The organism is Pedobacter sp. CFBP9032, from assembly GCF_034045265.1.
In the GTDB taxonomy this organism is placed as follows: domain Bacteria; phylum Bacteroidota; class Bacteroidia; order Sphingobacteriales; family Sphingobacteriaceae; genus Pedobacter.
Genome location: NZ_JAXCWE010000005.1, coordinates 362,429 through 380,962 on the forward strand (window position 1 = coordinate 362,429; position 18,534 = coordinate 380,962).

Here is an 18,534-nt window from a genome sequence, read left to right on the forward strand (position 1 = left end):
TTTTTTAAAAAACATCTCTTCATTTAAAATGTTATCATTTTGAAAATCTTCTTATTCACGAAAAAAGAAAAACATGAAACAATATTATTTTTACGCTTCCATATTCTCAGTGGCTTTACTCGCAAGTTGCCAATCGAACTCAAAATCAGGACCGCAAGGTTCAGATACTACTGTTAACACAACAAGTGAGTCACTTAATTTGCCCGCTCCAGACACTACTGCTTCCAAAAATAAATTCAGCAAAGTATTAGGCTGGCCTGAAAATAAAACTCCGGTAGCACCAGAAGGCTTTGTTGTAACCAGATTTGCAACGAATATTAAAAGTCCACGCAATACCATTGTAGCACCAAATGGTGATGTTCTGGTAGCACTTTCAAATTCGGAACGTTCTACAAAGGAGAAAATTGCCAACACCGTAACGGGAAAAGCAAAATCTGAAGTTGCAGGACAAAGCGCAAATACCATTTTACTTTATAGAGATGCCAACAAAGATGGTAAACCAGAATTAACCACTACTTTTTTAACAGGCTTAAATCAGCCTTACGGAATGTTAATTATTGGAAATTCTTTCTATGTAGCAAACACCGATGGTGTTTGGCAATACCCATATAAAACTGGTGATACTAAAATCACCTCTACAGGCAAAAAAATCATGAGCCTTCCTGCCGGAGGATATAATAATCACTGGACCAGGAACTTAATCGCTAATGCTGATAAAAGCAAAATCTATGTTACCGTAGGATCAGGTAGTAATGTAGGCGAAAATGGGATGGACAATGAAGTTCGAAGAGCGAATATATTAGAGATTAATCCAGATGGTACAGGTGAGAAAATATTTGCTGCTGGATTACGTAATCCTGTCGGAATAGATTGGGCACCAGGATCAAATATGCTTTGGACAGCTGTAAACGAACGTGATGGTTTAGGAGATGATCTAGTACCAGATTACATTACCAGTGTAAAAGAAGGTGCCTTTTATGGCTGGCCTTATGCTTATTACGGACAAAATGAAGATCCGAGGCTGAAAGGAAAGAATCCGGAGTTGGTGAAAAAAACAATTGCACCAGATGTTCCGGTTGGCTCACATACGGCATCTTTGGGTTTAGCTTTTTATAAAGGCACCAAATATCCTTCTAAATACCAGGGTGGAGCTTTTGTTGGGCAGCATGGTTCATGGAATCGCTCAAAGATTGCAGGTTACAAAGTTGTTTTCGTACCATTTAAAGATGGAAAACCAACAGGTAAACCTGAAGATTTTTTAACAGGCTTTGTTGCTGATTCAGAAAAGGCAGATGTGTATGGCAGACCTGTTGGCGTAACCCTTACGCCAGATGGCGCCTTATTAGTTGCCGATGATGTAAGTGGTGTTGTTTGGAGAGTAGCAGCAAAATAACTAATTATCCGTTCAATAAAATACAAGGAGATGGTGGAAGCATGCATCTCCTTGTTATTTTTACTAAATTTTAAAATATTGAAAATACTTTTTACTTCGATTTCCTTATTTCTTTCCCTTACCACGTTCGCGCAGATAAGTAAAACTGATTCTACTAAAAGATTAAATGAAGTTGTTGTTCGTGGCTACTATAATAATCAATCCCTGTTAAGATCCGTTTCGGCAGTAAGTTTAATTGATAGTAACCTAATCCGAAATCAGCAAAATAGTTCGTTAGTAAGCACATTCAATATTGTTCCCGGCTTAAGAATGGAAGAACGATCACCTGGCAGTTATCGACTATCCCTGCGCGGCAGTCTGCTGCGTTCGCCATTTGGAATCAGAAATATTAAAATTTATATTGATGATTTCCCCCTTACAGATGCAGGAGGAAACACCTATTTAAATGCAATAGATCCTTTATCTCTCGGAAGTATTGAAGTTTACAAAGGTCCGGAGGCCAGTATTTTTGGTGCCAATACAGGCGGAACGATTTTAATTTCGCCACAACAGATAAACGAGAGTAACATCACATCAGCTGTTACTGCGGGTTCTTATGGCTTGTTTCACCAAACAGCTGCCATTCAGCAGAAATACAAAAATTATAGTTTCAGCTTTATGCAAGGTTACCAGCGAAGCGATGGTTTCCGGGAGAATAGTGCTATGGAAAGAAAATACTTCCAAACCAATCACCTATGGAACTATAGCAATAAAGGGAACTTAAAACTGTACGCTTTTTATAGCGACCTGAATTATGAAACCCCTGGCGGCTTAACACTTGCCCAATTTGAGCTTAATCCAAAAGCAGCCAGACCTGCAAGCGCCACTTTGCCAGGCACAATAGCCCAAAAAGCTGCCATTTATAATGAAACGCTATTTGGAGGTTTATCAAATAACTATCAAATTAGTAAGCACTTTAAACATGTAATAGCATTGTTTGGAAGTTATACCGACTTTAAAAATCCTTTTATCACCAATTACGAAAAACGGTATGAAAGCACTTTAGGATTGCGAACCTTTGTTGATTATCAACAAACCAACGATCTTTTAAAGTTTAATGCACAACTGGGATTAGAAAGCGGTGCAACCCAAACAGAAATAAAAAATTTCGACAACAATGCTGGTTCACCTGCTGCAATGCAAGCTTCTGATCATTTAAAAGCCAATCAAAATTTTGCCTTTCTCCGATTAAATTTGGATATCAGCAATAAGCTTTTAATTGAACTGGCTTCCAGCTTAAACTTTTATAAATACAAATATGAAAGTTTCGTCCCTGCTGTTATTGCTTCAAAAGAAAGAAAATTTGATACTGAACTTATGCCAAAACTGGCAACATCCTATCTAATCAGTAATGAATTATCCATCAGGGCATCTGTAAGTAAAGGGTATTCACCGCCTACAATTGCTGAGGTGAGGGCTTCAGATAATAATATTAACAACAATCTTCAGGCAGAACTTGGTTGGAATTATGAAGCAGGCTTCAGGTATCATTTAAAAAATAATCGTTTGCATTTAGCAGCTAATGTATTTCAATTTAACCTAAATGACGCGATTGTAAGGAGACTGAATGCAAATGATACAGAATTTTTCATCAATGCTGGCGGAACCACGCAAAAGGGGCTTGAATTAGAGACTGCATTCTGGATTGTTAGAAATAGCGCTTCATTTTTAAATGCAGTTGAAATAAAAAGCAATTATACTTACAGCCGTTTCAGATTTAAGGAATTTACAGCTGGCAATTTGAATTTTGATGGAAACAAGTTAACAGGTGTACCAGCAAATGTTGTGGTAAGCAGTTTAGATTTTCAGTTTAATAAAGGCTTATTCTTATTTGCCCAACACAATTATACTTCGAGTATTCCGCTTAATGATGGCAACACCGTTTTTGCGAAGAATTATCACCTGGTTGAACTTAAGACAGGGATGCGCGACATCCATATCAAAAATCTTAAATTTGAAGTTTTTGGCGGTGTGAATAACCTGTTAAACCAAAAGTACAGCTTAGGAAATGATTTAAACGCAATGGGTGGCAGATACTATAATGCCACAGCAGGTGTGAACTATTACCTTGGAACATCAATTAAACTTTAGTGAATAAGGTAATCAGGCTTTCCCCCGCTTGATTACCTTATCCAATAAATCATTAACAGCTAACTAATTGGCTAAATCAATTTCTTTGATAACCACCTCGTTCACTACAATATCTGTAGTAAATTTTTTAGTTCCGTCTTTGGCTACGTATGATCCTGTTATTAATTTACCTTCTATAGTTAATCTGGTACCTTTTTTAATTTGAGCGGAAGCCAGGTCAGCTTTATCATTCCAGAATGTTAGCGAAAACCAGTTTGTTCGTTTCATTTCTTCGCCAGATGCGTTTTTGTAATATTCATTTACCGCAAGATTTACCCGAGCTAATCTTTGGCTTCCTGATACATTTTTTACTTCCGCATCTGCTCCTGCAAAACCGCTTAATACTACTTTGTTGATTGCACTTTCCATGATCTTTTAATTTAAGTTTCTAATTGTTTAATGAACGGTAGATTCCTCGCTACCGACAAAACAAAGGTGCAAACAGTGAAAAAATTTATTCGGGTGTTAAATATTTATAGTCGTTTATAAACGTTTAAACACGGATAAATCCTTCTGGCAATAAAAAACAAAATATTTAAAAGTATTTTAAAGCTAAACCAGCCATGATATCTGGCCTCAAATCCATAGCCTTTTAAATTGAGAGAATTTTTCTACATTTACTTATGAGATCTCAAATCAACAGGCACCGCAGTATTCAAAGATCTCAACTAATTTATCGCTACAATACCGAATTCTTTTTCAACAGGTGCTATGAAAATTTACTTTGGATTATTCTGCTTGCACTCCCAATCTTACCATTATCAAATCAACATAGTCATATTACCATGATTGGAGGTTTTCTGATCGTATTCTTCTGGATATTCATGACGGCTAGCTTCTATTTCATGAATCACCTGACGATTATTAAGGGATCAAACCAAACAGGAAACAGGTCTATACTGTTTAACATTTTAGAGTCGAGATATCCGGAATTGAAGATCAATGATTCCGGGCAACATATTATCAGATGTAGCACACCAACAGGGACGCTCACCTGGGGAAAACGGCTTACCATAATCTTTGATAACGATCGCCTCTTTATAAACAAGACAACGTTAGGACGATATGATATAAGATCAGCTTTTCATTCCATATTTAACGCTATCGCCATGCGACAAATAAAGAGGAATTTTCAACAAATCGAAGGTAAAAATGTATGTTAAAAAACCTGTAGTAAAGTTCTCCTGACGACCAAGTAAAATCGATATGAAGTTAAATAAGATACGAGGGCATAATAGAATCCATAAACAAATTATTAAATGGCAGAATGAGAACCTGAAGTTAAATCTTGATTATATAAAACGAAATCAGAGAGGAAGGATTGATATCGATGTTCATCCATGGTGCGATATTCCAATTATTAAAAGTTCCTTTCCAGAACCATACGGAAAAACAAGACAGAAAATTTTGAATGCACTTCTTGAGATATACAAAAGTTGGAAAAAGCAACTAGACGATCTCAATGAACCTTACTATTTAAAGGTTTGGCTCTATGAACATCGCTTTTCTAGGTCACAAGTAGTTTGTGCAATGGGCGATAGTCTTGACTATTATGAAACTACCTTACGCAAACCCGACAAAGCAAAAGAAATCAACCTAAATTCTTACGGAAACCTAAAATCAAAGATGTCAGTCTTGAAATGGGAACTTCATGTAGACGAAGATATTTATGATAACATCACTGTTGGAACTAAAGATTTATATGCAAATTTCAAAGACTTTGAAGATTCAAATAGGTGGTTTCGAAAATTATTAAAAAGACCTCATAGAACTGAAAAAATCGAAGTGATTGACGGCATTAAAGAATTATATTCCTTTAAAAAAGGCAATGTATGGATTGGAGGAAAATGAGCTTGAGGTATATCGACAAAACCTGAACTCTAGAACACTATATATATATCATATTTTGCCCGCAAATAAATTTTTATTAGTTTTAAACATCATCCCATAATATTTTAATCTATTTATTATGGAACGCTTGTGTTTAGACTGTGGTGATGCTGTGAAAGGCAGAACCGATAAAAAATTTTGTGATGATAGCTGCAGAAACAATTACAACAATCGCATTAAAAGCGAAAATGGAATGGTGTTTAATAGCATTAATGTAATTCTCAAGAAAAACAGGAAACTCTTATCGACGTTTAATCCAGACGGAAAGGTTAAGGTCTCGAAAAAAAAGATGCTCACCGCTGGTTTTAATTTCGAATACCATACACATACTTATCAGGCTAAAAATGGTAACAAGTATGTATTTTGTTATGAATTTGGTTACTTGGCGTTAAGTAACGAAGAATTTTTACTGGTAAAGAGAGCGGAGAAGTTATAAGCTATTATTCTGTAAAACATAGCAATTATCGGGTGTATAAAGTCTACTTACCGTTGTAGTTTTGTGTATAATTAATAAAGTAATGAAAGCACAAGAAGAAATCAACTTTACGCGGATTACAGAGGCTATAAATTTTATTCAATTAAATTTTAAAAGTCAACCAAGTCTGGAAGAAATTGCTGAGAAAGTAAATTTAAGCCCTTATCATTTTCAACGATTATTTAGTCTATGGGCAGGCACAAGTCCGAAAAGATTTCTTCAATACATCAGCATTGGATACGCTAAGAAATGTCTGAAAGAAAATCAGGCATCGCTATTTGAAACAGCATTAGAAACCGGCTTATCAGGAACCAGCAGACTACATGATCTATTTGTAAATATTGAGGGGATGACACCTGGGGAATATAAAAACGGGGGCGAAAATTTAGTGATCAATTATAGTTTTGCAGAAACACCTTTCGGAACTATTATTGTAGCCTCAACACAAAAAGGAATTTGCCATCTCGTTTTTTCTGAAGAAGAGGAAATTGCGTTGATGCAGTTAAAAGCTAAATTTCCAGCGGCTAAATTTGCCCGGAAATTTGATCCCATTCAGCAAAATGCACTTTTGATTTTCCAAAACGACTGGACGAAGCTAAACCAGGTGAAGCTACATTTAAAAGCCACCGCATTCCAGTTAAAAGTTTGGGAAACGCTTTTAAAAATCCCAATGGGGAGGTTATCAACTTATGGGAGCATTGCCAGAAAGGTAGATAATCCTAAAGCATCAAGAGCGGTAGGCACTGCTATTGGCGATAATCCTGTTGCCTTTTTAATTCCTTGCCATCGGGTAATCCAGGCCAGTGGCGCACTAGGAGGCTATCACTGGGGTACCAATCGTAAAACGGCCATTATTGGTTGGGAAGCAGCAAAAATAGAGATCAATTCACTATAAAGATGTTAAAACATGTTAGTTTATCATCCGCCGACTTAACAAATAAAATAAAAAATAAAGAAGTTTGTTTTGGAGGAAATCTTAAACTAAAAATTTACGGTAGCCTGCAATGTAAGTCTGGCAAGAAGATGAAGAGAGAAAACAGGGTATTCTTTCAGTCAGAAAAGCAAGCGATTGATGCAGGCTTCAGACCTTGCGCGCACTGTTTACACACAAAATATAAACGATGGATTTATTTAATTCAACAATAGATAAAAATAAAAACTTCTTGCCTTATGATGGCACGGTGCACTATTTCGGACAACTATTTCCAGTTGCAAAGGCCAATTCCTATTTCGAAGCGCTGATAAGTACTATTGAATGGAAGAACGATGAAGCGTTTATCATGGGAAAACACATCATTACCAAAAGAAAGGTGGCCTGGTATGGAGATCGTGAATACGCATACACCTATTCAAGATCAACAAAACATGCTTTGCCATGGACAAAAGAATTGCTGGAACTTAAAAACATCGCCGAAGAATATACAGGTTCGACTTATAATTCCTGCTTGTTAAACCTTTACCACAATGGTAACGAAGGCATGGCTTACCACAGCGATGATGAGAAGGCCCTCGGCAAAAGTACCAGCATTGCATCGATGAGTTTTGGTGCAGAAAGAAAGTTTCTTTTTAAACATAAGGTTTCCAAAGAAACAATTGGCATATTTTTAGAAAATGGAAGTTTGTTGGAGATGAAAGATACAACACAAACAAACTGGCTGCATCGTTTACCTCCAACAAAAAAGATTGCTACGGCAAGGGTAAACCTCACCTTTCGATCGATGGTTGCCGGATAATTGACTACTTCTTAAATTCGCTTATGTCAACAATCCGATTATCATCTGGATTTTGCTTTAAAAACGATGTTCCTTTAGCATTGGTAGCCCAGCTGTAACCCTGTCTGATTTCATTCGCCACATCAGCAGATTGAGCAACTTTTGCAGGAAGCGAAAGGTTATTGGTCTCTCCGGTGCGATAGTTTACCTGGTAAAGGGAGTTTCCTGTTACAAAAACCAGCGTTTTTTTATCAGAAGAATTGAATAAGAAATCGCCTTGAATACGCTCTCCCTCCTGCTGCCTTTTGATTGGATAAATCTTTCCATTTACCAGTGCAATGGCAAAATCGTTGTTTACTATTATATTACTCAGGCTCATCTCCTGTATGCCCTTTGTGTATTTTTTATCGTTCTTACCATTCGAAGCCCTATTCAAACTCGTTACGCTCACTTTTCCATCTGTTATTGAAACCACATAAAAAGGAGAAACCAAACCTGTACCATCTTCTACCTGAACCAATACCGCTGTTTTTTGAGTATTGATAAATCTTGCTTCCTTAAACTTATTTGCCAATGGCTTTGGATTATCCTGAACAGCTACTGTTGTATCTTTAAAAGATACAGTATAACTTTCCTTACCTTCTGGAGTTTCCGGTGCTATGGTTACAATATTTAAAGTTTGATTTTTAACTTTTGGAAACTCATTAAAATCATCATTAGCATAAGCTTTTGGGGTGTAAACAGTTTCTAATTTACCCGGTTTACAAGCAAATAAGCTAACGGAAAGTAAAAGGGCTAATACGGTAATTTTCATAGACTTAAGGTTTTTGCTTTTTTTTTGCTAATTTATTATCTTTATTTCTTTCCTCCGATTAAATTTTCAACTTTATATGATTTTTATGTAGAATTGAAGTTAATATGGAGCGTGTTTATGTCAATCTATTATGTATGGAATGACCATAACCTCTTCACCCTATACCAAAATAAGATGTATACTATTCCATTTACCAGTATTGACTGGAACCATGTTGAAAAAACCGAACATATAGGCACAAGGGGCATAGCTACGTGGCAAACCTTGCATTTCGATGGTTTAAGAATTAGAATCGTAGAATATTCGCCAGATTACCTTGCAGACCATTGGTGTTTAAAGGGACATATTGTACAATGCCTTGAAGGAAGTTTCGTAAGCGAAATGGAAGATGGAAGTACCTTTAGCCTAACGAAGGGAATGACTTATGTGGTATCAGATGATTTAAGCAGCCACAGGTCTATATCTGCAGGAGGCGTAAAGTTGTTGATTGTTGATGGTAATTTTTTAAAGCCAAAAGCCCGATAAAAATTCACACCTCTTCAACCTTTATTAACACAATTAGGCTTAGGTGAGACAGAGCACCGCTTACTTCGCAATATTTCTTGGATTAATTATTGTTGCTGTTTTCCAAATCACAAAACCTATGAAAAATTTATTTGTCTACGGAATCATTATCTGCCTTTTTAGTAGCTGTTTAGAAAAAAATGATCCGAAAAAATTAACAAACACAAAATGGGAGTTAATTGAGTTACCTGGCTTAACGCTTCCTGCAACCACTAAAGCGACGCTTTTTTTTGCCGACAGCTTAAAAATCAGTGGTAAATCATTTTGCAACAGTTATGGTGGCAAGGTGGAAGTTAAAGACCAAAAAATTGCATTGAAAGATATTATCAGTACCAGGATGTTTTGCCAGGAAACCGATGCTGCCGAACGGGCCTATGTGCAAGCCATTAATCAGGTAACAGATGCTAAAATAAACGAGAATGAACTCCAGTTACTAAACGGAGATAAGAAACTGCTTGTATTTAAAAAACTTGCCAACTAACAATCTATAAGCAAATGGAGCGAAACAAAGTATTTTCAGTAATTTCGGTCTCTTATTAACTGAGCATGCTGTCTAAACTAACAGGTCAATTACGTTTTTTTTTCCTAACCGGAAGAAATGCGTTCGTTTTATTTCAACAGAATGATCCGCTACGCCTGGCGGGAGCCACCGCGTTCTTCACCAACTTTGCCCTACCACCAATTCTTATTATATTGATTCGCTTGTTCGGGCTTTTTACAGATAAGCGTACATTATTCACTAATATCTTTGAGCGGTTGGCCAATATCCTGGATGAGGATAGCATCAAACAAATTAAGTTAACCCTTCGGAATATCAGGGGAATTGATCAGGCATGGTATATCACCTTATTTAGTTTCGTCTTTTTTCTTTTCGTGGCGACTACGCTTTTTAATGTGATCAAAAATTCTTTAGAACAAATCTGGAACATTGGACAAAAAGATAAAAAGGGAATATTAGCAACCTTGAAATCAAGAGGGATATCCATGACGATCATTTTATTCGCTGGAATCTTGTTTTTTATAGGCTTATTAGCAGATAGTGTCCAGGCCATTATCGGTGCATATTTAAAAACCAATTCACCATCGTTTAGCCTGGTTCTTACCTCAATACTTAATCAGATTATTTTTGTAATTATCGTAACCACCTGGTTTACGACGCTATTCAGGTATTTAACCAATGGCAGACCAACCTGGAAGGCCGCATTTTCTGGGGGTTTACTTACTGGTTGTCTGTTTACTGCAGGCAAATACATATTGAGAATTCTATTGCCGTTGAGCAACATTAGCAATATCTATGGTTCAGCAGGATCTATTATTGTAATTATGCTTTTTGTATTTTATTCATCGCTCATCTTCTATTTTGGTGCATCTTACATTAAGGCTTTAAGTATTGGCAGGGAAACGCCGATTATCCCGAAAAATGGATCATATGCTTATGAGCTTACGGAAATCGACACAGAAAAAACGACATAAAAAAAGGGCAAACTTAATGTTTGCCCTTTTTTAATATTAATGATCTAGTATCAGATTAAAAAATTCTATATCCTAAACCTACCGTAAACAAACTCAATTTTGTTCCCGGATAACCATCTTTATTTAATTTAGATAAGCCCAATTCATAACGTGCATCGATACTTAATTTCTTAATATCGAGTGCTGCGCCAAATTGCCATGCAAATGCCTGATTTTTGAAGTTTCCATTAAAAACATTGCCGGTAGCCTGACCGAAACTTTGTTTCTCATCTAAAATAAATGAAACCATTGGTCCTGTATTTAATCTTACGCCAACACCTAAAGCGCCTATTCTGGTTCCAACCAATAATGGAACATCCAAACTTGTAAAGCTTACTTTATTTACCTGGCCTGTTGCATCACTAACTAAATTCGTTTTCTTCCCTGAAATGTAAAGTTCTGGTTGAAAATGAATACCTGCCCCACCAATTCTTGCCCATAAACCGCCATAAAAACCAGCACGATTATCACTACTGAAAGTATTATCGCTATCAAACTTAGAAAAATTTGCTCCGGCTTTTAATCCTAGCTGGAAGGTTGGTAATAACTGTGCGCTTGCAAAAAAGCATACAAATAAACAGGCAATAGTTAATGATAAAGATTTCATATAAAATAGGGTTTAAGTTAATTAGCTAGTCGCATTGTTGATTGCTTCTTGTTCTTTCAAGGCATCAACATTGTTTTTATCGCCAAAATTTTGTGTCTTACCTGCAAAGTAATCTAAAATTCCTGAGATAGTATCTAAGTTATCAGCTAAATTTTGGTGAATATCTGGTAAATCTTTCTCTAATCTAGCATCGGATAACTCAATATTATCCACTTCAATTTTACCGATCTTTTGAATAAGTGCCGTTTGAGAGTTCTGTAAATCCTCTAATTCACGCACAATTTTTTCCATCAATTCGAATTTCTGTAAGGTATTCATAGGTTCTATTTTTTAAATTTTATACTGTTCCCTTTATAAACCCACTCGTCTTCAATTTGTTTTATTTACAGAATGTTCAATTCTAATTTGGAATAATCAAAAACAACTAATAAATTAGTTAAAAACAAATCTGGTTATGAAAAATCTATGTACACTCCTGCTATTCTCTTTATTCTCTTCTTTTTGCTTTGCACAAAATGCAACAGTTGTAGATAAGGATAGGTTGTTTGATTTATACCAAAACCAGCGTTATGCTGATGCTGGAGTATACCTGAAAAGCATATTTGGTGATGATACCCAGGATATAAAAGCCTTAACGCAAATAGGTTATTGTTTTTTAATGGCAGGTAATAACATTGAAGCAGAGAAATATTATAGCAAGGCTTATCAAATCCAGCCTCAGAGTTTGCCCATTCTATTTAGCTTAGGCAATATCAGTACAAAACGCGGCAACAACGATAAGGCAAAGAAATATTATAGTGAAATTGTGAAAATCGACAGCAATAATTTCAACGTTTATAAACTATTAACCAACTTATATCCATCTGCCAAAGACTCTTTAAGATTTGTTTACCTGCTGAAAGCGAACCAGATTAATCCAAATGAAGGAGACGTGGCCGGTGACCTGGCTGAAGTACATTCCGTTTTCCAAAATTATGATAAGGCCTATGAAGTGCTTAATATTGCTATTAAAGCTGATAGTGAAAATCTGGTACTGCAACGGGCGATACTTCCCATTGCTAATCAATTAAAAAAATATCAGGAAGTAATTACCTCTGGAGAAAGATTAATGAAGGATGGAACGGATGCAGGTGTAATTAAAGATGTGGCGAAAGCTTATTATTATACAAAAAGCTATAACAAAGCGATCAAACTTTTTTCGCTTCTCGAAAGCCTGCTGATGCAAAACGAGAATACCTTATATTTTACCAGTTTAAGTTTTCGATACTTAAAGAATTATAAAATGGCTGCTGTTTATGCCAAGAAAACAATTGATGAAGCCATTTCGCCAAACACAACAAGTTATTATGCGCTATTGGGGCTGGTGTACGAAGAGAACAGTCAGTTTGCATTGGCAAATTCAGCTTATAAAAAAGGACTGCAATTTAAAGCTAATCCAACGATCTACTATCGGCTCGCGACACTTTACGATACTAAATTAAATCAGCGAAAATCGGCGCTTAGTTATTATCATTTATACCTGAAAAGCAAGCCTAATCCTGAAGATGACAAGGACGAAATTAAGTTTACGAAAGATCGGATTGCTCAGTTAAATATTACTGATTAAACCAGGTCTTCGAAAACTGGCTTAACGTTATCCCAGAAATCATCAAGGGCAATGATTCGAGGCTTGAAAAAAGAAATCAATTGTGGCCAATGCTGCTGGTTGAAGATGCTCACGCCCGTTATGGTGAGCGAAATCTGACTGATCACTTTACCATATTCATCCGTAAAATCTCTTTGCCAGTCCCATTCTTCGCCTACAGTGTTAGTGAACATGAGCTTAAATTCTTCAAACTGATCAAAAATTAAGTGTCGAATCTCTGGATCTGAATGGCTAAGCTGAATGGCGATGCTTGCCTTTTTATTATCTACGTCCATCTTAAAGAAAATATTCTTTACCCCTGTTTTGTAATTGATCCAATGTACGGTGCTTCCACCCGCCGAAGGAACGGGTTTCATGTATTGTCCGAAACTAATCCAAAACTGCTGCCTTAACCTGGCGGCTTCATCTTTACTGTACATATAAATATTGTAATTTGCAATAAAACTCAGGCTAAATAAGCCTCGACTGCCAAAAGCTGCAATATTAAAGCATTAATCCTTATATTTAAAATAAACCTCAATTTGCAAGCTTAAAACCACTTATGAAAGCCAAAACAATATCAGATCCTGTTAACAGGTCTTGTTGTGTAATGATAATTAACTGACCGCCTGTAGCGTTACGAGTCCCTCATTCGTTTTATAGAAAAATAAAACCATGAAAAAACTAATCTTTATTTTCGCACTTCTCTTCGCCTTCGCCTGTAAGAAAAACAATGCAGCCAACAACGATCTTACTGATTACGATTGGTCATTATCAACAGCCACAGTAACGCCGGCAATAGTTATAAACGGAAAAGCTGAAACCAATTACAGGATCGTGCAAAGTGGTTGTATAGGTGCTGAAGTAAAATTTACCTTTTTAAACAATGGCACCTACCGGGTTTTTGCGGGCGGGCCAGCTTGCGATTACTGGAACTCAGCAGAACAAACGTATTCGAGAACAGGCAACGAAATTTCGTTGAAAAATGGAAGTACTACATCAATCCTCACCCTTGTAAATAACGAATTGAGAAATATGACTACTCTTCAAATCAATAATATTACCTACACTGTTGATTATGTGTATATCCGGAAGGCAAAATAAAAAATCGCACCAAGTCTTTTGAAAATACAGATAACTTCCAACGCACCTGGATAACAAAAGACCAATAGCGATCGGTAATTAATCGCTATTGGTCTTTCGATAAACACAGCTTCCTATAAAGACTTACATGATACGTTTATGATTAAATCACCTATTTATTCATCAATCTGGCAACGTATTTCCCGATAATATCAAATTCCAGGTTTACGGTATCACCCACCAGAACCTCTTGTAGATTGGTATGTTCGAAGGTATAGGGAATGATAAATACAGAAAACTCATCAGCAGTAGAATTTACAACCGTTAAACTGATCCCGTTTACACAAGCAGAACCCTTTTCTACCGTTACATTTCCAGAGGCACTATCATATTTGAAGCGGTATTCCCAACTGCCATCTAATTCTTCTCTTTTAACACAAACTGCTGTTTGGTCTACATGACCTTGAACAATATGTCCATCTAAGCGGGCATTCATTTGCATACAACGTTCTAGATTTACACGGCTTCCAACTTTTAAATTGCCTAAACTCGTTTTATTTAAGGTTTCATCAATCGCTGTAACGGTATGTGAGTCATTTGATAACGATACTACAGTAAGGCAAACGCCATTGTGTGCCACACTCTGATCAATCTTCAATTCGTGGCTAATAGCCGATGAAATAGTAAAATGAATGTTGGTATGGTCGTTTTTAATGGCGGTAACTTCGCCCAGCGTTTCTATAATTCCAGTAAACATGATTTATAATTGTTAAGATTCACTTAAGCTCCTAAACTTGGTTAGAATTAAGAAACCAGTATTAATATTTTAATCTATTTTTTCTCCAGTTAGACGATTGAGTAACATGTTTATGTTCCACTTTTAATACGCTTTTCCCGAAGAACTTAGTGGCAACAATCGCAGCGATCAAAGCTTCATCATCATCTACAGCCTTTACCTGATCTGGCTTAAAATATTTGGCCACAAAATGGGTGTCGAAATTTCCAATTTTAAAAGCTTCATGTTGCATCACAAACTTACCAAAAGCCAACGTAGTTTCTATCCCGGTAATCTCATATTCTTCTATGGCCCTAACCATTCTGGCGATGGCCTCTGCCCTATCCTTACCATAAGTAATGAGTTTAGCAATCATCGGATCATAAAAAATCGGAATTTCCATGCCTTGTTCGAAACCATCATCTACCCGCACACCATTTCCTTTTGGGGTTTTATAAGTTTCGAGTACGCCAATATCGGGCAGAAAATTATTGTTAGGATCTTCTGCATAAACGCGAAGTTCAACGGCATGCCCGATAATATTTAAATCTTTTTGACCAAAACTTAACGCCTCGCCTGCTGCAATTTTAATTTGTTCTTTTACTAAATCGATACCAGTAATCAGTTCCGTTACCGGATGTTCTACCTGCAAACGTGTATTCATCTCCAGGAAAAAGAAATCCAGGTTTTCATCTAGAATAAATTCTACTGTTCCCGCACCAGTGTAATTAACAGCACGAGCAACATCTACTGCACATTTTCCCATCTCCTCGCGAATTTCTGGCGTTAATACCGATGATGGGGCTTCTTCTACCACCTTTTGGTGTCGGCGTTGTACCGAGCATTCTCTTTCGAAAAGGTGAACAATATTTCCATGATGATCACCTAAAACCTGAATTTCAATATGCCGTGGAGAGGTAACATACCGCTCAATAAATACTGCGCCATCTCCAAAGGCAGATGTTGCTTCGCTCACTGCGAGGTCCATTTGCTCTTCAAAATCATCAACACTTTCTACAATCCGCATGCCTTTTCCACCACCGCCAGCCGCAGCTTTGATCAGGATAGGGAAGCCAACTTCGACAGCCCTTTTCTTTGCTTCGTTTATATCGCTAATGGCTTCTTCCGTTCCCGGAACCATCGGAATATTGTATTTTAACGCTGCCGCTTTCGCTGATAATTTATTCCCCATAATCTCCATGGCTTCTGGCGAAGGTCCAATTAAGATTAATCCTGCATCCGCTACCTGTTGCGCAAAGGCAGCATTTTCCGATAAGAAACCATAACCTGGATGAATGGCATCAGCACCAGTTCTTTTGCATGCATCAATAATTTTTTCGCCAACCAGGTAACTTTGGTTTGATGGTGCCGGGCCGATACAAATTGCTTCATCAGCGTAACGAACATGCAGTGCATTCCGATCGGCCTCAGAAAATACAGCAACAGTTTTTATCCCCATTTCCTTAGCAGAACGCATAATGCGCAAAGCAATCTCACCACGGTTGGCGATGAGGATTTTGGAGATTGGAGTGAGCAGTTTGGCGGGATTAGGCATTTTGGCTAGACTTTGTGTATATACAGATAATGATGAAACTATTGACTTCGGGCTCCAGCCCGTGGATCTTTAGCTATAACTACAAATGTAATATTATTTCAATCGCACGATCAATCATCTCGGGGCTAAGATTCAAATGGGTAACCAATCTTACCGTACTGGCACTTGTTGTACCACAAAGTAATCCTTTTTCTTTTAACTGCTGAACAACTTTTTCGGCTGTTCCTTTTGCTACCTCGAAAATCACAATATTAGTTTCAACGGGCAATACAGATACCACGTACTGTGTACTTAACAAAGCTTCGGCCAAGGCATGTGCATGCTGATGATCTTTCTGTAATCTTTCTACATGATGATCTAGCGCATAAATTCCTGCAGCGGCCAAAAAACCCGCCTGGCGCATTCCGCCACCAAAGGCTTTTCTAAGTTTACGGGCTTTTCTGATCATATCTTTGCTTCCTAAAAGTACTGATCCAACGGGCGCACCAAGTCCTTTAGATAAACAAACCGAAATGCCATCAAAATATTTCCCATAGTCTTGTGCCTTGTCTCCGGTTTTAGCCAAAGCATTAAAGATTCTTGCTCCATCTAAATGGAGTTTCAAACCTTTAACATTACATAAATGATGGATAGGTGCAATTTGGGAAAGGTCATAACATTTTCCTCCGCCCTTGTTCACGGTGTTTTCCAACACCACCAGACTGGAATTTGGATAATGAATATTATCTTCATTAATTTCCGGCTCAATCATTTCCGGGGTTAAAATTCCCCTTTCGCCATGAAGCAATCTCACTGATGCGCCGGAATGAAAGGCAATTCCGCCAATCTCATAACGATATACATGTGCCGTTTGATCGCAAATTACTTCATCCATCGGTTGAGTGAAACATTTAATAGCAATTTGGTTCGTCATCGTTCCCGATGGACAAAATAATCCGGCTTCCATATTAAAGATATTGCATAGTTTTTCTTCGAGTGCAGCCACCGTTTCATCCTCCCCAAAAACATCATCTCCCACCTTTGCATTCATCATGGCATCCAGCATCCCGGCCGTTGGTTTGGTTACCGTATCGCTCCTAAAATCTAAAAAGTTATTATTCATTTGACTTAAAATTGTAAAATATTCTTGACGATTAAAAAAAAGACCAATGCCTTTTCTAGTATAATATTAGGCTTTTAACGCGATTAACGCCCCTATATAGTGTATTTTTTACACACTTAAATTTCAACAACAATAAATTGTTAAAAAATTATTAAAAAAAAGGATACAAAATATAAGAGTTTTTATACTTTTATCGTGCTAAAACCAAAAATAAATAAAATGATAGTAATTGCAGACGGTGGATCGACCAAAACAAACTGGTGTCTGATTAACGAGGCCGGCAGAAAAATTTACTTTAACACCGAGGGTTACAATCCATATTTTTCGAAAGGAGAATACATTGTAAAATCTTTAAACGAAACGCTTCCAGACCACTTGGAAAGAGAAAAACTAACCGCTGTTTATTATTATGGCGCTGGATGTTCTACCCCCGGTAATGTAAAGATCGTGGCCGATGCCATGAAACAGATTTTCATTAATGCCGAAATTTTCGTTGGTCATGATCTACTTGCCTCTTGCAGGGCACTTCTTGGAAACGAGCCAGGATTTGCTGCTATTTTAGGTACTGGTACCAACTCATGTTTATACGACGGAAACGACATTACCTTGAATATTGATTCTTTAGGTTACTTTTTAGGTGATGAAGGTAGCGGTTCCTATATCGGGAAACGGATTTTGAGCGATTATATGAAAGGTTATATGCCGAAAGGTTTACGTGAGGCTTTTTATGATAATTATGCTTTAACCAACGAGGATATTTTTGATAATATATACAACAAGCCATTGCCGAACCGTTTCTGTGCAAGCTTCAGTAAATTTTTATACGATTTTAAAGATAACTATGAAGACTATGCGTTCAGTACAATAGACTACGCTTTTACTTCGTTTTTTGAGGCATTGGTGATTCACTATCCAAACTACAAAGACCACAAGTTAAATTGTGTGGGTTCTGTGGGTTACAGCTTCCGTGATATTTTAAGTATTGTAGCAGATCGTTATGAAATGGGTGTGGGTAAAATTATCCGCTCACCTATAGATGATTTAGTTCATTATCATTTAGAAACTGCGAAAAAAGGTTAGTTTTCTTTAGTCTGGAGTCCAAAGTCCATAGTCTTAAGTCACTAAACCAAAAAGGTCCCGATTGAAATTCAATCGGGACCTTTTTTATATAGCACCTTGTCTTTAATCTTTGCTCTTTTATCCTTGCTCTTTTATCCTTACTCTTTGCTCCTTTATCCTTGCTCCTTAATCCTTACTCT

21 protein-coding genes are annotated in these 18,534 nt (G+C 37.0%); 13 read left to right on the plus strand and 8 right to left on the minus strand.

Features of this window, described 5'->3' with window-relative positions; genetic code table 11:
- The first annotated feature begins 73 nt into the window (after positions 1-73).
- Together SOM16_RS12265 and SOM16_RS12270 are read left to right on the plus strand one after the other, a co-directional pair.
- Complete coding sequence (locus SOM16_RS12265) at positions 74-1,393, plus strand: sorbosone dehydrogenase family protein (protein WP_320464287.1); 1,320 nt, start codon at positions 74-76, stop codon at positions 1,391-1,393.
- A 78-nt stretch (positions 1,394-1,471) separates the two neighbouring features.
- Entirely contained in the window at positions 1,472-3,523 is a 2,052-nt protein-coding gene (locus tag SOM16_RS12270) for a TonB-dependent receptor (protein WP_320464288.1), read from the plus strand.
- Between the two features lie 63 nt (positions 3,524-3,586).
- Here the strand turns inward: SOM16_RS12270 and SOM16_RS12275 are convergent, their stop codons facing one another.
- Positions 3,587-3,931 (minus strand): single-stranded DNA-binding protein, encoded by a 345-nt coding sequence (locus SOM16_RS12275; RefSeq protein ID WP_320464289.1) that lies wholly within the window; start codon positions 3,929-3,931, stop codon positions 3,587-3,589.
- Positions 3,932-4,768: 837 nt separating this feature from the next.
- On the opposite strand from SOM16_RS12275, the gene SOM16_RS12280 reads away from it, so the two are divergent.
- From SOM16_RS12280 to SOM16_RS12300, 5 genes are all read left to right on the plus strand, one after another.
- Positions 4,769-5,413: a hypothetical protein gene (locus tag SOM16_RS12280; protein ID WP_320464290.1), complete on the plus strand. Its 645-nt coding sequence runs from the start codon at positions 4,769-4,771 to the stop codon at positions 5,411-5,413.
- 118 nt (positions 5,414-5,531) lie between these two features.
- On the plus strand, positions 5,532-5,888 hold the full coding sequence (locus tag SOM16_RS12285) for a hypothetical protein (RefSeq protein ID WP_320464291.1): 357 nt from the start codon (positions 5,532-5,534) through the stop codon (positions 5,886-5,888).
- Between the two features lie 82 nt (positions 5,889-5,970).
- Entirely contained in the window at positions 5,971-6,822 is an 852-nt protein-coding gene (locus SOM16_RS12290) for a methylated-DNA--[protein]-cysteine S-methyltransferase (RefSeq protein WP_320464292.1), read from the plus strand.
- A 2-nt stretch (positions 6,823-6,824) separates the two neighbouring features.
- Complete coding sequence (locus tag SOM16_RS12295) at positions 6,825-7,073, plus strand: Ada metal-binding domain-containing protein (protein WP_320464293.1); 249 nt, start codon at positions 6,825-6,827, stop codon at positions 7,071-7,073.
- The gene (locus tag SOM16_RS12300; RefSeq protein WP_320464294.1) at positions 7,049-7,660 is read left to right on the plus strand and encodes an alpha-ketoglutarate-dependent dioxygenase AlkB family protein; all 612 of its coding nucleotides are present in this window, start codon (positions 7,049-7,051) and stop codon (positions 7,658-7,660) included. The genes SOM16_RS12295 and SOM16_RS12300 overlap by 25 nt, the downstream gene beginning before the upstream one ends.
- 4 nt (positions 7,661-7,664) lie before the next feature.
- Here SOM16_RS12300 and SOM16_RS12305 read toward each other — a convergent pair whose 3' ends face one another.
- On the minus strand, positions 7,665-8,453 hold the full coding sequence (locus SOM16_RS12305; protein ID WP_320464295.1) for a hypothetical protein: 789 nt from the start codon (positions 8,451-8,453) through the stop codon (positions 7,665-7,667).
- A gap of 117 nt (positions 8,454-8,570) precedes the next feature.
- Here SOM16_RS12305 and SOM16_RS12310 point away from each other — a divergent pair, with 117 nt between their 5' ends.
- The 3 genes from SOM16_RS12310 to SOM16_RS12320 all read left to right on the plus strand — a co-directional run bounded on the left by SOM16_RS12310 (position 8,571) and on the right by SOM16_RS12320 (position 10,490).
- On the plus strand, positions 8,571-8,978 hold the full coding sequence (locus tag SOM16_RS12310; protein ID WP_320464296.1) for a DHCW motif cupin fold protein: 408 nt from the start codon (positions 8,571-8,573) through the stop codon (positions 8,976-8,978).
- A 118-nt stretch (positions 8,979-9,096) separates the two neighbouring features.
- Positions 9,097-9,498: an META domain-containing protein gene (locus SOM16_RS12315; protein WP_320464297.1), complete on the plus strand. Its 402-nt coding sequence runs from the start codon at positions 9,097-9,099 to the stop codon at positions 9,496-9,498.
- A 65-nt stretch (positions 9,499-9,563) separates the two neighbouring features.
- Entirely contained in the window at positions 9,564-10,490 is a 927-nt protein-coding gene (locus tag SOM16_RS12320; protein WP_320464298.1) for a YihY/virulence factor BrkB family protein, read from the plus strand.
- Between the two features lie 55 nt (positions 10,491-10,545).
- Here the strand turns inward: SOM16_RS12320 and SOM16_RS12325 are convergent, their stop codons facing one another.
- Both SOM16_RS12325 and SOM16_RS12330 read right to left on the minus strand, forming a co-directional pair.
- Positions 10,546-11,136 carry a porin family protein gene (locus SOM16_RS12325; RefSeq protein ID WP_320464299.1) on the minus strand — a complete coding sequence of 197 codons (591 nt, stop codon included), beginning with the start codon at positions 11,134-11,136 and terminating at the stop codon, positions 10,546-10,548.
- Between the two features lie 21 nt (positions 11,137-11,157).
- The gene (locus SOM16_RS12330; protein ID WP_320464300.1) at positions 11,158-11,454 is read right to left on the minus strand and encodes a hypothetical protein; all 297 of its coding nucleotides are present in this window, start codon (positions 11,452-11,454) and stop codon (positions 11,158-11,160) included.
- Positions 11,455-11,590: 136 nt separating this feature from the next.
- On the opposite strand from SOM16_RS12330, the gene SOM16_RS12335 reads away from it, so the two are divergent.
- Positions 11,591-12,742 (plus strand): tetratricopeptide repeat protein, encoded by a 1,152-nt coding sequence (locus SOM16_RS12335; protein WP_320464301.1) that lies wholly within the window; start codon positions 11,591-11,593, stop codon positions 12,740-12,742.
- Here the strand turns inward: SOM16_RS12335 and SOM16_RS12340 are convergent.
- Entirely contained in the window at positions 12,739-13,200 is a 462-nt protein-coding gene (locus SOM16_RS12340) for a DUF4268 domain-containing protein (RefSeq protein ID WP_320464302.1), read from the minus strand. The two genes, SOM16_RS12335 and SOM16_RS12340, sit on opposite strands and share 4 nt — an antisense overlap.
- 235 nt (positions 13,201-13,435) lie before the next feature.
- Between SOM16_RS12340 and SOM16_RS12345 the strand changes: the two genes are divergently transcribed.
- Complete coding sequence (locus SOM16_RS12345) at positions 13,436-13,864, plus strand: hypothetical protein (protein WP_320464303.1); 429 nt, start codon at positions 13,436-13,438, stop codon at positions 13,862-13,864.
- Positions 13,865-14,015: 151 nt separating this feature from the next.
- Here SOM16_RS12345 and SOM16_RS12350 read toward each other — a convergent pair whose 3' ends face one another.
- The 3 genes from SOM16_RS12350 to SOM16_RS12360 form a co-directional block, all read right to left on the minus strand.
- Positions 14,016-14,600 carry a riboflavin synthase gene (locus tag SOM16_RS12350; RefSeq protein ID WP_320464304.1) on the minus strand — a complete coding sequence of 195 codons (585 nt, stop codon included), beginning with the start codon at positions 14,598-14,600 and terminating at the stop codon, positions 14,016-14,018.
- A gap of 61 nt (positions 14,601-14,661) precedes the next feature.
- Positions 14,662-16,173 (minus strand): acetyl-CoA carboxylase biotin carboxylase subunit, encoded by a 1,512-nt coding sequence (gene accC, locus SOM16_RS12355; protein WP_320464305.1) that lies wholly within the window; start codon positions 16,171-16,173, stop codon positions 14,662-14,664.
- Positions 16,174-16,252: 79 nt separating this feature from the next.
- Positions 16,253-17,275, minus strand: a complete 1,023-nt coding sequence (locus SOM16_RS12360) for a GntG family PLP-dependent aldolase (protein ID WP_320464306.1) — start codon at positions 17,273-17,275, stop codon at positions 16,253-16,255.
- A gap of 219 nt (positions 17,276-17,494) precedes the next feature.
- On the opposite strand from SOM16_RS12360, the gene SOM16_RS12365 reads away from it, so the two are divergent.
- Positions 17,495-18,355: a BadF/BadG/BcrA/BcrD ATPase family protein gene (locus tag SOM16_RS12365; RefSeq protein WP_320464307.1), complete on the plus strand. Its 861-nt coding sequence runs from the start codon at positions 17,495-17,497 to the stop codon at positions 18,353-18,355.
- The last annotated feature ends 179 nt before the right edge of the window (positions 18,356-18,534 follow it).